The sequence below is a fragment of the Streptomyces subrutilus genome (genome assembly GCF_008704535.1).
Classification (GTDB): domain Bacteria; phylum Actinomycetota; class Actinomycetes; order Streptomycetales; family Streptomycetaceae; genus Streptomyces; species Streptomyces subrutilus.
Map to the genome: position 1 here is coordinate 2,941,361 of NZ_CP023701.1, position 13,959 is coordinate 2,955,319.

Below are 13,959 nucleotides of genomic sequence, written 5' to 3' on the forward strand. Positions count from 1 at the left end.
CCACTGCGCACTCCGTCTACCCATGGCCGGTCACTCCTGGACGGGCGGTTCCCAGCCAGAGGGCCATGGCTTCGCTGCGCGTGGTGATGCGGAGCTTGGCGAAGATGCGGTTGATGTGGTTCTTGACCGTCTTCTCGCTGATGAAGCAGGCGGCCGCGATCTGCTGGTTGCTCATCCCGGACGCGATCAAATCCATGATCTCCACCTCCCGGGAACTCAGCCCGAAGACAACGGAATTGGATACCCGCTCACCAGACTGTGCCACATTTCGTTGCGGATGCGAAGAGGCTCGGAGTTCCGCCAGGAGCGCGCTCGCCGCCGTCGTCGTGAACTGCGGGCGGCCCTCGCGGACGTCGCGGACGGCTCGGACCAGGTCGTCGGCCGTGAACTCGCCGTGGACCAGGTAGCCGCCCGCACCCAGCAGCAGCGCCTCCCGCACGATGTCGGCTTCCCGGCTGTACGTCAGCATCAGCACCGGGGCCATCCGCACCAGGTGCGGCAGCGCCGAGATGCCGTCCACCCCCGGCATGCGCACGTCCAGCAGCACCACGTCGGGTCCGTGACGGCGGGTCAGGCTCAGGGCCTCGCGGCCGTCCGCCGCCTGGGCGGTGGTCTCGATGTCCCCGGCGGTGGCCAGGAGCGCGGCGAGGCCGGCCCGGACGACGGGGTTGTCGTCGGCTATCAGGACGCGGATCGGGGCCGCGCTCACGGGGTCGCCTCCGGAACGGTGCCGAGGGTCGTCAGCGGCAGTTCCAGGCGGACCCGGGTGCCCGGGCCCGAGGGGCGGGCGCCGACCTCCAGGCGGGCGCCGACGGCCGCCGCGCGCTCCGCCATGCCGAGAAGGCCGAAGCGGCCCCGGCCGCTCAGCGCCGGGAGGTCGACGGGGGCCGCGAGGCCCCGGCCGTCGTCGTCGACGGTGAGGGTGAGGCGGGAGTCGTCGGCGGCGGCCTCGACCCGTACGCGCCCGGCGTGCGCGTGGCGCCGGGTGTTCTCCAGCGCCTCCGCGGCCACCGCCGCGAGCTGCCGGGCCACGGCGTGCGGCAGCGCCGGCAGGGGCGCGGCGAGGCGGAGCTCGGTGCCGGCCGGTGCCACCCGGCGCAGTGCGTCCGCCAGCGCGTCCGCCAGCGCGTCCGTCGGCGGGACTGCCGGCGGCAACGGGTCCCCCGGTCCGTCCGCGGCGCCCCGCAGGCCGGTCAGCAGGTCGCGGCACTCGGCTTCCGCGCGGCGCGCCGCGGTGGCGAGGAGGTCGGCCTGCCGGTGGAGCTCGGCCGGGTCCGTGGTCCGGGAGAGGGCGTCCGCGGTGAGGGCCAGTCCGTGCAGGGTCTTCGCGACAGAGTCGTGCATCTCCCGTGCCAGTCGGTCCCGTTCGCCGCGGACCGCCCCGGCCGCGGCCCGCCGGACCGCGGCCCGCGTCACGGTCCGGCCCGCCGCACCGACGCGGTGGAGCAGGTCGCGCAGGCAGGCACCGGCGGCTCCCGCCAGGAGGCAGAGCGCGGCCAGGGCCGGGGAGCCCGTCGCGAGGGCCGCGACGGCCGCTTGGAGAGCCGCGTAGGCCGCCGCCCCGCGCACGCCGTGCACCAGCCCGGCCAGCAGCGGGGTGAAGGCGCAGACGAGCCAGAGCGGGAGCAGGAGCGGCGACGCGGTCGTCGGCGTGGCCGTGGCCGTGGCCGCGAGCAGCAGGAGCGAGCCGAGGGCCAGGTCCGGTGCCAACAGCAGGCGGTGGCGCGGCAGCAGCGGCCCGAACCGCCCGCCGTCCCGGAAGAGTGCGCAGGACAGGAGCAGGGCGAGCAGGGCGGCCCCGGCGAGGAGGTACGCCTCACCTCCCGGCGCGGTCCGCCACAGCGCGAACGGCGTGCCAGCGGCGATCAGCGCCATGCGGACCGCGAGCACCCGCCGGCACAGCGCGCGCAGCGCGTTGACCGACAGCACGTCGCCCGACAGCGCGTCGGCCCGCGGCGCGTCGGCCCGCGGCCGGTTGCCCGGCCCGGCGTCGCCGTCGGGTGGCGCGGCCCGCGGCCCGTCACCCGCGTGCGTCCCGGCCGCCGGACCCTCGCTCCGGAGCGTGCCGGCATGCGGCGCCTCGGTCGTCGCCGGGGCCCCGCCCCGCGGTGCGGCGGGCGCGTTGCGTGCGGTTCGTCCGGCCGGCGTCATCATCCGCCCCCGAACAGCGCGTCGAAGTCGACGTTCGCCCCGTAGACGAAGCCGCAGACCAGGAGGATCAGGGTGCCCGGCAGCATGAACATGGTCACCGCGAAGGTGGCCTTGGGGACGGCGCGGGCCGCCCTGCGCCGGGCGTTCTGCGCGTCCGTGCGGCGCATGTCCTCGGCGATGGCGATGAGCGTGTCGACGATCGGTGAGCCGAGTTCCTCGCCCTGCTGGAGCGCCGTGACGAACTGGGCGACCTGCTCGGAGTCGTTGCGCCGGCGCAGTTCGTCGAAGGCGTGGCGGCGGCTCACTCCCATGTCCATCTGCTGGAGGGTGATGCGGATCTCGTCGGACCACGGCCCCTCGTATTTGCCCGCCACCCGCTCCAGGGCCTGCCGGAAGCCGAGGCCGGCGCTCACGACGACGGCGAGGACGTCGAGGAAGTCCGGCAGGGTGCGTTCGATGTGGTCGCGACGGACCCGGATCGCCGACCAGAGGCCCACCTCGATCCAGAACAGGCCGAAGGCCACCATCAGCAGGGCCGGTACGAGTTGGCCGTTGAGCAGCATGGAGAAGGCGCCGAGCGCGCCGAGGAGGCCGTAGACGGCGCGGCGCGCCGCGTAGCGGTCGATGGTCAGGCCGGCCGGATTGCCCGCGAGGTCGATCTGGCGGCGCTTGCGGGCCACCCGCTGGGGGCCCATCAGGCGCAGGACGAGCGGCGCCCAGCGGATGCCCATGCGGTCGACGGCCGAGCCGACCGCCGTGGTGCGGGTGGCGCCGACCTCCAGGGCCAGGGCCAGGTCGGTCGGCAGTTTGGTGTCGGCGCGGTAGAGGCGGATGCCGTGGAAGACGCCGAAGACGGAGATGCCCACGAGCACGGCCAGGAGCAGAGCGGTCACGACGGCCCCCTCATACGTCGATCTTGGACAGGCGGCGGATGAGGACGAAGCCGAGCGTGAAGAGGCCGAGGGAGACGAGGACGGCCGTCTGCCCCAGCAGCGCGCCCGTCATCCGGTCCAGTGCCCCGGGCATCATCATGTCGACCAGCAGCAGTGATCCGAGGCCGATCGCGGGGACCAGGTACGCGGTCACCGTCACCTGGGAGAGCTGGGTGCGGATCTCGCGCCGGGTCTCCTTGCGCTGCTCCAGGGTCACCGTCAGGTTGCGCAGGCTGTCGACGATCGCGCCGCCGGCCCGGGCCGACAGGACCAGGGTGGAGACCAGGACGACCAGTTCCCGCGAGGGGAGGCGCTCGGTGAGCTCGCCGAGGGACTCCTCGATGGAGTGCCCCACGGCGAGCCGGTCGGCGACGCGGCCGAGCTCCTCGCCGGCCGGCGCCTCCAGCTCCTCGGCCGCCATGCCGATGGCCGTGCGCAGGGCGAGGCCGGCCTGGGTGGCGTTGGCGAGGATGCGGGCCAGGTCCGGGAGCTGGCCGACGAACCGTTCCGTGCGCCGGGCCCGGTGCCAGTTGAGGAAGGCGTTGGCGGCCCAGAGGCCGATCAGGCCGACGACGGGGCCGAAGAAGGGTGCCAGGAAGCTCGCGGCGACGAGCCAGAGCCCCGCCACGCAGACGAACCCGTACGCGACGAACTCGCCCGGTGTGATCTCCAGGCCGGTGGTGGCCAGCTTCTGTTCGATCCGCCGTCCCGTCCGCGTCCGCCGCAGCCTGCGGTCCAGCCGGCGGAAGCGGCGCCCGCGGCCCGCCGGGGCGGGGGCGCCGGTGGCGGAGAGCCGCTCGATGAGCGCGGCGCGCTGGGCGCGGCCCGCGGCGTAGGTGTGCACGCCCCAGACGACGAGTACGGCGGCCAGCAGGGTGGCGCCGAGGGTGAGGGTGATCAGTGGGTTCACGGGGCGGTCCGGGTGACGCGTGCGGTGAGGGGGTCGTCGGGCAGGGCGACGCCGAAGGCCTGCGGGATCGGCTGGTTGCTCATGTACAGGCGGTCGGCGACGGCCCGCGGCAGCGGGTGGTACGCGAAGTAGCCGTGGACACGGCCGTCGCCGCCCATGGGCTGGGCCGCGAACCGGCACACGGTGGTGATCCGGAAGGGTTCGCGGCCGTGTGATTCCAGGACGGAGATCTCGGTGATGCGGCGCGAGCCGTCGCCGAAGCGGGTGAGCTGGACGACCACGTTGACGGCGCTGTTGATCTGGTCCTGGAGGGCCTCGAAGGGGATCTCCACCTCCGACATGGAGGCGAGGGTCTGCAGGCGCATCAGGGCGTCGGTGGAGCTGTTGGCGTGCACGGTGGCCAGGGAGCCGTCGTGGCCGGTGGACATGGCCTGGAGCATGTCGAGGGTCTCGCCGCCGCGGACCTCGCCGACGATGATGCGGTCGGGCCGCATGCGCAGGGAGTTGCGGACGAGGTCGCGGATGGTGATCTGGCCCTTGCCCTCGACGTTGGCCGGGCGGGATTCGAGGCGGATGACGTGGGCCTGCTGGAGCTGGAGTTCGGCCGAGTCCTCGATGGTGATGATGCGCTCGCCCTCGGGGATCAGGCCGGAGAGGGCGTTGAGCAGGGTGGTCTTGCCGGTGCCGGTGGCGCCCGAGACGATGACGTTCATCTTGGCCTGGACGAGGCCGGACAGGAGCAGCAGCATCTGCTCGTCCAGCGACCCCAGCGCGATCATCTCGTGGAGGGTGAAGGCGCGCGGGAAGCGGCGGATGGTGAGGGTGGCGCCGGTGAGGGAGAGCGGCGGGATGATGACGTTGACGCGCTCGCCGCTGGGCAGGCGGGCGTCGACCATCGGGTTGGCCTCGTCCACGCGCCGGTTGACGGTGGAGACGATGCGCTCGATGGTCTGCATGAGCTGTTCGTGCGAGGCGAAGCGCAGCGGGAGCTGCTCCACGCGGCCGGCCCGCTCGACGAAGATCTGGTCGGGGCCGTTGACCATGATCTCGGAGATGGAGGGGTCTTCGAGGAGCGGTTCGAGCACGCCGAGGCCGAGGGCCTCGTCGACGACCCGGCGGATCAGCTGGGCGCGTTCGACGGTGGACAGGACCGGGCCCTCGCGGCTGATGATGTGGCCCAGTACGCGTTCCAGGCGGGCCCGGCGCTCGGCGGGTGCGAGCGCCGACATCTCGGCGAGGTCGATCTCCTCCAGCAGTTTGGCCCGGTAGGACGAGACCAGCCGGCCGTCCTCGCGGGGGCCCTGCCGGTCGTCGGGGGTGTTGACCCGGGAACGCAGGCTCATGGTCCGGACACCTCGGGGTCGTCGTTGGGCATGACGGCGGTGGCCACCGCGTCTTCGAGGCTGAGCCCCGGCACGATGGAGTTGATCTTTATGCGGGCCACCGCGGTCACGGCGTCGGTGTCCTTGGTGACGTCGATCCGGGCGCCGAGGCCGGAGCCGACGGCCGCGGCGCCCGCCGCCGCGCCGCCGCTGCCCTTGCGGGCCTCGACGCGGGCGGCCGTACGGGCGGCCGTGTCGGCCTGCTCGTGGACGTAGGCGACCCAGCCGAGCTGGATGCCGCACAGGGCGACGAACAGCAGGATCGGCACGAAGCCGAGGTATTCGATGGCCACTTGGCCCCGGTCGCGGTGCACGCGCCGTTCCACGTCACTCGACCCCCTTCTCCATGGCCGCGCCGCCGGTGCCGGTGATCGCACCGAAGTTGAGCGAGGGGTGCAGGACGGGGATGCGGAGCGTGACGGTGACCTTGTAGATGTCGCCGGACCGGCCGCACGCCGTGCTGACGCCCCAGGCCCCCCCGATGTGCTCCCGCGCCGCCGCGTCGCACGACGCCGCGTCCCCGTGGACCGCTCCCGCGCGGGCCGCCTCGTCGGCCGCGTTGCCCGCCAGGGAGAACGCGTACCCGATCAGGACGCACTCCCACACCGCCGCGACGAGCAGCAGGATCAGCGGCACCGTGCCGAGGAACTCGATCGCCACCTGGCCCCGGTCCCGGACCCGCCCCCGGTGCACGACCCCGGCGGCGCCCCGGACCCGGCCGCGGTCGCTCCCGGTCCCCGCGCCGGCCCGCCCCCGGCGCCCGAGCCCGTGCCGGTGCGCGCGGTCCGTGTGTCCGTCCCCGGCCATTCCTCAGCCCTCCCGCCCGCGCCGCAGCCGGGCCACCGGGCCCGTGCCGCGGACCGCCAGGGCGGCGCCCGGGGGGGTGGGGGCGGCCGGGTCGTCGGGGGTGGCGAGGAGGCCGAGTTCGCCGGCCAGGGTCCACAGGGCCTGCTTGACGGTGGAGCGGTTGTCGAGGTCCTGGACGCGGCCGGCGTCCACCACCGCCTGGAGTTCCTTGAAGGCCGCCGGGACCGGGGTGCGGGTGGCGCGGGTCTTGGTGATCTTGCAGATGAGGGCGGGCTGGATCTCGGTGTGCCGGGTCCAGCGGTTGACGACGAGGGCGGTGTCCTCGGCCTTGCGCACCTGGAGCCGCTCCCACATCCGCACCATCCGCTTGGCGGCCCGTACGGCGACCACGTCCGGGGTGGTGACCAGGACCGCCACGTCCGCGCTCTCCACGGCGGCGGCGTTGGCGCCCGTGACCTGGGTCCCGCAGTCGATGACGACGAGCTCGTAGCGGCCGCGCAGGGCGGCGATGACGTGCCGGGCGGCCCGTTCGTCGACCTCCTCGCCGCGTTCGCCGTCGGCCGGGGCCAGCAGCAGCGCGAGGCCGGTGCGGTCCTCGTAGACGGCGTCCTGGAGCACTCGGGGCGAGATGTCCTGGATGCCGGCCAGGTCGGCGATGGAGCGGCGGAACTGCACGTCGAGGTACGAGCCCACGTCCCCGGCCTGGAGGTCCAGGTCGACCAGGGCCGTGCGGCGCCCCGACGCGGCCGCCGCCAGGGCGAACTGCACGGCGGTGAAGGTGGCGCCGACGCCGCCCTTGGCGCCGGTGACGGTGACCACCCGTCCGCCGGGTCCGGTCGGGGTGTCGGGGCCCCGGCCCAGGTGGCGGCGTACGCCCACGGACCACTGGGCGGCGGCCTGGACGCGGGCGGCGAGTTCCTCGTAGGCGAGCGGCAGTCCGGCCAGGCCCCGCGCACCGGAGTCCATGGCGGCGGAGAAGAGGCCGGGGCCGGTGTCGGAGGAGATCAGGACGACGCCCACCGCGGGGAAGCGCAGGGCGACGTCGCGGATGAGCTCCAGGGCGGGCTGCGGGCCGATCCGCTCGTGGACGAGGACGACCTCGGGCAGTTCGTCGATGGACTCGGCGGCGAGCCGGGCCAGGGTGTCCAGGAGGGTGGTGGAGTCGGGGACGGGGGCGGCCGGCTCGGCGGCGGGGAGCTGGCCGAGCAGGGTGGCGACGGCGCGCGCGGCGTCCGGGTCGCCGACCGCGGGGAGGATTCGGGTGGTCATCCGGGCCTCACTTGTCCCCGTCGAGGGTGTACGTGCGGTCGCCGGCGCTCGGCGCGGAGTCGGTGCCGGGGGCCACCAGGGCCAGGCGGACGTGTTCCGCGAAGGACTCGGCGTACGCGACGCGCTGGGTGTCCTTGGTGTTGAGGGCGAAGGTGATCGGGACGGCCTCGGCCGGACCCCGTTTGTCGCTGTCCTTGTCCAGGGCGGTCAGCTTGCCGACGCCCAGCACGCGGGCGTTGGCGACGATGATGACCGAGCGGGACGGGTCGGTGTCCTTGGCGCCCTTGAAGGTGGCGATGATGTTGACCTTCGCGCCCGAGGTGATCTTGCCGGCGACGCCGGTGGCCGCGTCGATCATGATGGCGATCTCCTGCTCGCCGGGCTGGAGCTGGGGCCGGTCGACGAACATGTCGGACTGGAGCAGCGAGCCCTTCTTCAGGGTGGTGAGCGCGATCTTGTTGTCGAGGGCGCCGAGGTCGGTGACGGCGGTCGCCGAGAGCCACCGCTTCGGGATGCTGACCTGTTCGAACTGGCCTGCGGTCAGCGGGCTGTACGGCGCTATGTCGCCCTTGGCGCGGTAGGCGACGACCTCGGCCCCGACCTTGGAGTTGACGTCGCCGATGACGACGAGGACCCCGGCGAAGGCCCCCAGCGCGCAGAGGACCGACAGGAGCAGCAGGATGACGCCGCGGCGCTGGCGTGAGTTCATGGGCCGTACTACCTCGCCGTTCTTCGTTCGTTCGTGTGGTCGGGTCGGTCAGCGTCTGGAACGGGCGGTGCTCGCCGGGCCGGCCTGCGGCGGCGGTGCGGTGAGCGGGGCGGCGCAGAAGCCGCACCGGTCGCCGATGAGTTCGAGGCCGCACCAGCGGCACTCCTCGCGGCGGACCGAGGCGACCAGTTGGTAGAGGACGGAGACGTCGGGGATGCCGGCGGCGAACTCGACCAGTTTGGGGGTGCCCCACCAGCCCGCCGAGTCGGCCGGCAGCGGGTTCTCCAGGACGCCCTGCACCTGCCAGGCGGGGGCCAGTTCGGCGGCGACCCAGTCGGAGGCGAGCTGGCCGCGGGCGAAGGTGAGGTGGGTGGCGAACTCGGGGCCGGGCGGCAGGTCGCCCGGGGTGCCCGCGCCCTTGGAGTGGCCGCCGCGGGAGCCGGAGCGGCCCCCGCCCGACGCGGTGGCGCCGAGCCGGGCCAGGTGCGGGGCGGGGTGGGCGAGGACGGCGAACTGGGCGCCGGGGGACCAGGAGCGGGCGTGCGCCTTGAGGCCGACGGGGACCCGGTCGAGCTTGGCCACGGAGCCGAGGAGGGCGCCCGCGTAGACGTAGTGGGAGAGCAGCCGGGCGGCGGAGGCGATGACTCCGGGGCTGAAGTCGCAGACGGTGAGCTGACGGAGCTGACGGACCAGCAGGGCGGTGGCCAGCGGGGGCAGGTCGGTGTCGAGCAGGGCGATCCGGTCGGTTTCCAGGATGGCCCGTACGGTGTGCAGCCGCTGGACGGTGGTGCGGGGCAGCCAGGACGGCACGACGGCCACGAGGTGGCCGTGGCGCTCCAGCAGGGCGCCGGTCTCGGCGACGGCGTCGTCCAGGCCGAGGGTCTGGGGCGGGTGGAGCAGCGCGGCCCCGGGCGTGTGCCGGTCGGGGGCCGGGAGCACCAGATCGGCGCTGGTGACAGCGATGGCGGTCGGCACGCGAATCCCCCTGTTCACCCCGTGCTGCGCGGACGTTCCCGCGTCCGTCGCGCGCGCGGGTCCCGCTCGTGGCCCGTGCGCTCGCCCTGCGCGACCGCGAACGATCGCCGGGCTTCCCCCTTGCCCCAGCACCATATCCGCGTCACCGCTGGCGGGGCAGGGCCTTGGGGATTCCCGTGGTCGGGCCGCGGGTGACAGGTGGCCGGATATCCGGACAACAGGGATCGTCGGGCCGTCCGTTTCAAGCCAGTCGGTGCAGACCCTTGACACGAGGATTGGTCTGGACCAACTTGGCTCCGCGGGCCCTCAGTTGCTCCTCCCCCACCGGGCCCGCACCCGCCCCACCCCATTCCTCCCCCCACCGGAGCCCTCGTGAACCGCATACGCTCCCTCGCCCTGCTGGGCGCCGCCACGCTCACCGTGGGCGGCCTGACCGCCCTCGCCACCGGAACCGCGCAAGCCGCGGACATCAACGTCGCCCGCAACGGGGGCTTCGAGTCCGGCCTCGCCAACTGGACCTGTGCCGGCGGCAGCGGCGCCGTCGTCTCCTCCCCGGTGTACGCCGGGGCCGGCGCGCTGAAGGCCACTCCGGCCGGGTCGGACAACGCCCGCTGCAGCCAGACCGTCACGGTCAAGCCGAACTCGACGTACACGCTGAGCACCCAGGTCCAGGGCAGCTACGTCTACCTCGGCGCGACCGGCACCGGCACCCAGGACGTCTCCACCTGGACCCCCGGCTCGGGCAGCGGCTGGCAGAAGCTCTCCACCACCTTCTCCACCGGCCCGAACACCACCCAGGTCACCGTGTACACGCACGGCTGGTACGGCCAGCCCGGCTACGTCGTCGACGAGTTCAGCGTCTTCGGCCCGGACGGCGGCGGCGGCACCGACCCGGGTCCGGGCATCCCGGGCGCGCCGGCCGGTACGGCCGTTTCCGGACAGAGCGCGAGCGGTCTCACCCTCGCGTGGAACGCGGTGGGCTCGGCCACCGGCTACTACGTCTACCAGGACGGGGTCCGCGTCCGCACCGTGACCGCCCCCAGCGCCCAGATCACCGGCCTGGCCGCCGGCACCTCGTACGCCTTCCAGGTGAGCGCCTACAACGCGGCGGGCGAGGGCCCGAAGTCGGCCCCGGTCACCGGCACCACCACGGGCGGCGACGGCCCGGGCCCCGGCCCGAACCCCGCGGTGCCCAAGCACGCGCTGACCGGCTACTGGCAGAACTTCAACAACGGCGCGACCGTCCAGAAGATCTCCGACGTCTCGGCGCAGTACGACATCATCGCCGTCTCCTTCGCCGACGCCACGACCACGCCCGGCGCCATCACCTTCAACCTGGACTCGGCCGGCCTGAACGGCTACACCGTCGCCCAGTTCAAGGCGGACATCGCCGCGAAGAAGGCGGCCGGGAAGTCGGTCATCCTCTCGATCGGCGGCGAGAAGGGCACCATCTCGGTCAACGACTCGGCCTCCGCGACCAACCTGGCGAACTCGGCCTGGGCACTGATGCAGGAGTACGGCTTCACCGGCATCGACATCGACCTGGAGAACGGGCTCAACCCGACCTACATGACGCAGGCGCTGCGCTCGCTGTCGCAGAAGGCCGGCCCCTCGCTCGTGCTCACCATGGCCCCGCAGACCATCGACATGCAGTCGACGCAGGGCGGCTACTTCAAGACGGCGCTGAACGTGAAGGACATCCTCACGGTCGTCAACATGCAGTACTACAACAGCGGCGCGATGAACGGCTGCGACGGCAAGGTCTACTCCCAGGGTTCGGTCGACTTCCTCACCGCGCTCGCCTGCATCCAGCTGGAGGGCGGGCTCGACCCCTCCCAGGTGGGCATCGGCGTCCCGGCCTCGCCGAGCGGCGCGGGCAGCGGCTACGTCTCCCCGACCGTCGTGAACAACGCCCTGGACTGCCTGGCCCGGGGCACGAACTGCGGGTCGTTCAAGCCGTCGAAGACCTACCCGGGGCTGCGCGGCGCGATGACCTGGTCCACCAACTGGGACGCCAAGGCCGGGAGCGCCTGGTCCAACGCGGTGGGTCCCAAGGTCCACGCCCTGCCGTAGGCGGTAGGTGTGGGGGTGGCCGGTTCGGGCCGCCGGACGCGAGGGCGTTCTTGACCCGGACATGCCAGCAGAGGACGCTGTGCGCGTCCGCACGGCTACCCCCACACTCCCCACCCAGGAGAACGCATGCGGCTCCACACCCGCCGGAGGGCCGCCGTCACGGCGGCCCTGCTGGCGCTCGCGCTCGGCGCACCCGCCTACGGCATGAGCGCCACGGCGTCCCCACCGCCCACCCCGTCCACCGCCACCCGGGACGAGGCGGTCACCCAGTACGAGATCCACGGCCCGTCCACGCCCGCCGACCGGACCGCCCTGCTGCGCACCGGGGTCTCGATCGACGAGGCGGACGAGCACGCGGTCGTCGTCAGCGCCGACCCGGACCAGGCCGAGGCGCTGCGCAGGAGCGGCTACCGGCTCACCCCCCTGCCCGGGCCGCCCGACCGCTCGCTGCCGGGGATCGCGGCCGGCACGATGGACTTCCCGTCGGCGGACTCGCGCTACCACAACTACGCCGAGGCCACCGCGGAGATCGACCAGCGCATCGCCCAGTACCCGTCGATCATGAGCAAGCGGGTCATCGGCAAGTCCTACGAGGGCCGCGACCTCTTCGCCATCAAGATCAGCGACAACGTCGGGACCGACGAGGCCGAGCCCGAGGTGCTCTTCACCGCGCACCAGCACGCCCGCGAGCACCTGACCGTCGAGATGGCCCTGTACCTGCTCAAGGAGCTCGGCTCGAAGTACGGCTCCGAGTCGCGGGTGACCAACGCGGTCGACGGCCGCGAGATCTGGATCATCCCGGACCTGAACCCGGACGGCGGCGAGTACGACATCGCCTCCGGCTCCTACCGGTCCTGGCGCAAGAACCGCCAGCCCAACGCCGGCTCCTCGTACGTCGGCACCGACCTGAACCGGAACTGGGACTACAAGTGGGGCTGCTGCGGCGGCTCCAGCACCAGCAAGAGCTCCGAGACCTACCGGGGCGCCTCCGCCGCGTCCGCGCCCGAGGTGAAGGTGGTCTCCGACTTCGTCCGCAGCCGGGTGGTCGGCGGCAAGCAGCAGATCAAGGCGTCCATCGACTTCCACACCTACAGCCAGCTGGTGCTCTGGCCCTTCGGCTGGACGTACAACGACACCGCTCCCGGTCTGACCGCCGACGACCTCGCCGTGTTCAAGAAGATCGGCACGAGCATGGCCGCGAGCAACGGCTACACGCCGGAGCAGTCGAGCGACCTGTACATCACGGACGGGACGATCGACGACTGGCTGTGGGGCAGCCAGAAGGTCTTCGCGTACACCTTCGAGATGTACCCCTCCAGCGCGGGCGCGGGCGGTTTCTACCCGCCCGACGAGGTGATCGACCGCGAGACCTCCCGCAACAAGGAGGCCGTGCTCCAGCTGCTGGAGAACGCGGACTGCATGTACCGCTCGATCGGCAAGGAGGCGCAGTACTGCGCCTAGGCCGCGCACGCCGCCGGGGGCGCCCCACCGCCAGGGGGGCGCCCCCGGCCCGTCGCGTACCGGGCCCGTCGCGGGCCGCCGGGTTCAGCCCAGGACGGCCAGCGCGTCGATCTCGATCAGCAGCCCGGCCGGCAGGCCCACGTAGACCGTGGTGCGGGCGGCGGGGGCCTCCTTCAGGCCCTGCTCGTCGAAGTAGGCGTTGTACAGCTCGTTCATCTCGGCGAAGTGGCCGGTGTCCGTCAGGTAGACGCGGATCATCAGCACGTCGTCCCAGCCCGCCCCGCCCGCCTCCAGGACCGAGCGGACGTTCTCCAGCGTCTGCAGGGTCTGCTCGCGCAGCGTGGGCCCGGCCGGGGTCGGCGCCTGCCCCTCCACGTGCGGGAGGAAGCCGACCTGGCCGGCGACCTGGAGGATGTTGCCCTTGCGCACGCCGTGCGAGAAGCGGGCGGGCGGGGTGGTGTGGGTGGCGGGGGTGACGGCGGTCTTCTCGGTCATGGAGCGTCCTTACTCTGCGGGGCCGGTGCCGGAGCCTGAGTACTCGCGGCTGATGGTGTCGGCGGTACGGAGGACCAGGGGCAGCAGTTCGAGGAGCCCCTCGGCGGCGACGACCACACCGGGCGCGGAGACCGACAGCGCGGCGACGACCCGCCCGCCCGGCCCGTGCACGGGCGCGCCCAGGCAGTTGATGGCCTCCTCGTGGCCCCCGAGGTCGGTGGCCCAGCCCTGTTCCCGTACGAGGTCCAGTTCGCGCAGGAAGGCCTGCGCGTCGGGGGTGGAGCGGGCGGTGTAGCGGGGGTACTCGATCCGGTGGGCCAGGGCCCGGCGCTCGGCCTCGGGGAGGTCGGCGAGGAGCAGCTTGGCCACGGCGGCGACGGTGAGGGCGACGGGCTTGCCGATGCGCGAGTACATCCGGACCGGGTAGCGGCTGTCGACCTTGTCGATGTAGACCACCTCGTCGTCCTGGTGCAGGGCGAGGTGGACGGTGTGCCCGGTGGCCCGGTTCAGCTCGACCAGGTGGGGGTGGGCGATCTCGCGGACGTCCACGTTCTCGATGGCCTCGGCGGCGAGCGCGAAGAGCTGGGCGCCGAGGCGGTAGCGCCCGTCGGGCTGGCGGTAGACGAAGCCGCCCTCGTGCAGGGTGCGCAGCAGCCGCAGCGCGGTGCTCTTGTGCACGGACAGGGCCTCGGCCACCGTGCCCAGCCCCGCGGGGCCGCGGGCGAGCAGGGGCAGGATCGCCAGTGCCCGTTCCACCGACTGGCTCATCCGGTCTCCCTGGGTGTCGTCCTGCGT

The 13,959-nt window shown here is 73.3% G+C and carries 14 protein-coding genes; 2 read left to right on the forward strand and 12 right to left on the reverse strand.

Features of this window, described 5'->3' with window-relative positions; genetic code table 11:
- Positions 1-16: 16 nt before the first annotated feature.
- Genes CP968_RS12560 through CP968_RS12605 form a run of 10 tightly spaced genes read right to left on the reverse strand, consistent with a single transcriptional unit; the run spans position 17 to position 9,135 of the window.
- Positions 17-709 carry a response regulator gene (locus CP968_RS12560; protein ID WP_150518101.1) on the reverse strand — a complete coding sequence of 231 codons (693 nt, stop codon included), beginning with the start codon at positions 707-709 and terminating at the stop codon, positions 17-19.
- Entirely contained in the window at positions 706-2,151 is a 1,446-nt protein-coding gene (locus tag CP968_RS12565) for a sensor histidine kinase (RefSeq protein ID WP_229886632.1), read from the reverse strand. The genes CP968_RS12560 and CP968_RS12565 overlap by 4 nt, the downstream gene beginning before the upstream one ends.
- Positions 2,151-3,044 carry a DUF5936 domain-containing protein gene (locus CP968_RS12570; protein WP_150518102.1) on the reverse strand — a complete coding sequence of 298 codons (894 nt, stop codon included), beginning with the start codon at positions 3,042-3,044 and terminating at the stop codon, positions 2,151-2,153. Before CP968_RS12570 ends, CP968_RS12565 begins: the two co-directional genes overlap by 1 nt.
- 10 nt (positions 3,045-3,054) lie before the next feature.
- On the reverse strand, positions 3,055-3,993 hold the full coding sequence (locus CP968_RS12575) for a type II secretion system F family protein (protein ID WP_150518103.1): 939 nt from the start codon (positions 3,991-3,993) through the stop codon (positions 3,055-3,057).
- On the reverse strand, positions 3,990-5,336 hold the full coding sequence (locus CP968_RS12580; protein ID WP_150518104.1) for a TadA family conjugal transfer-associated ATPase: 1,347 nt from the start codon (positions 5,334-5,336) through the stop codon (positions 3,990-3,992). Before CP968_RS12580 ends, CP968_RS12575 begins: the two co-directional genes overlap by 4 nt.
- Positions 5,333-5,701: a TadE/TadG family type IV pilus assembly protein gene (locus CP968_RS12585; protein WP_167536797.1), complete on the reverse strand. Its 369-nt coding sequence runs from the start codon at positions 5,699-5,701 to the stop codon at positions 5,333-5,335. The genes CP968_RS12580 and CP968_RS12585 overlap by 4 nt, the downstream gene beginning before the upstream one ends.
- A gap of 1 nt (position 5,702) precedes the next feature.
- A complete protein-coding gene (locus tag CP968_RS12590; protein WP_150518106.1) occupies positions 5,703-6,182 on the reverse strand; it encodes a TadE/TadG family type IV pilus assembly protein in 480 nt (159 codons plus the stop codon).
- A gap of 3 nt (positions 6,183-6,185) precedes the next feature.
- Positions 6,186-7,451 (reverse strand): CpaE/TadZ family protein, encoded by a 1,266-nt coding sequence (locus CP968_RS12595; RefSeq protein ID WP_150518107.1) that lies wholly within the window; start codon positions 7,449-7,451, stop codon positions 6,186-6,188.
- Between the two features lie 7 nt (positions 7,452-7,458).
- Positions 7,459-8,160, reverse strand: a complete 702-nt coding sequence (gene cpaB, locus CP968_RS12600) for a Flp pilus assembly protein CpaB (RefSeq protein ID WP_150518108.1) — start codon at positions 8,158-8,160, stop codon at positions 7,459-7,461.
- Positions 8,161-8,208: 48 nt separating this feature from the next.
- Entirely contained in the window at positions 8,209-9,135 is a 927-nt protein-coding gene (locus CP968_RS12605; RefSeq protein WP_229886630.1) for a hypothetical protein, read from the reverse strand.
- Between the two features lie 372 nt (positions 9,136-9,507).
- Between CP968_RS12605 and CP968_RS12610 the strand changes: the two genes are divergently transcribed.
- Together CP968_RS12610 and CP968_RS12615 are read left to right on the forward strand one after the other, a co-directional pair.
- Positions 9,508-11,208 carry a chitinase gene (locus CP968_RS12610; protein ID WP_150518110.1) on the forward strand — a complete coding sequence of 567 codons (1,701 nt, stop codon included), beginning with the start codon at positions 9,508-9,510 and terminating at the stop codon, positions 11,206-11,208.
- Positions 11,209-11,334: 126 nt separating this feature from the next.
- Positions 11,335-12,669: a M14 family metallopeptidase gene (locus CP968_RS12615; protein WP_150518111.1), complete on the forward strand. Its 1,335-nt coding sequence runs from the start codon at positions 11,335-11,337 to the stop codon at positions 12,667-12,669.
- A gap of 84 nt (positions 12,670-12,753) precedes the next feature.
- On the opposite strand, the gene CP968_RS12620 is transcribed toward CP968_RS12615, so the two are convergent.
- Positions 12,754-13,164 (reverse strand): RidA family protein, encoded by a 411-nt coding sequence (locus tag CP968_RS12620; protein ID WP_150518112.1) that lies wholly within the window; start codon positions 13,162-13,164, stop codon positions 12,754-12,756.
- A 9-nt stretch (positions 13,165-13,173) separates the two neighbouring features.
- Positions 13,174-13,932: an IclR family transcriptional regulator gene (locus CP968_RS12625; RefSeq protein ID WP_150518113.1), complete on the reverse strand. Its 759-nt coding sequence runs from the start codon at positions 13,930-13,932 to the stop codon at positions 13,174-13,176.
- Between the last annotated feature and the right edge of the window lie 27 nt (positions 13,933-13,959).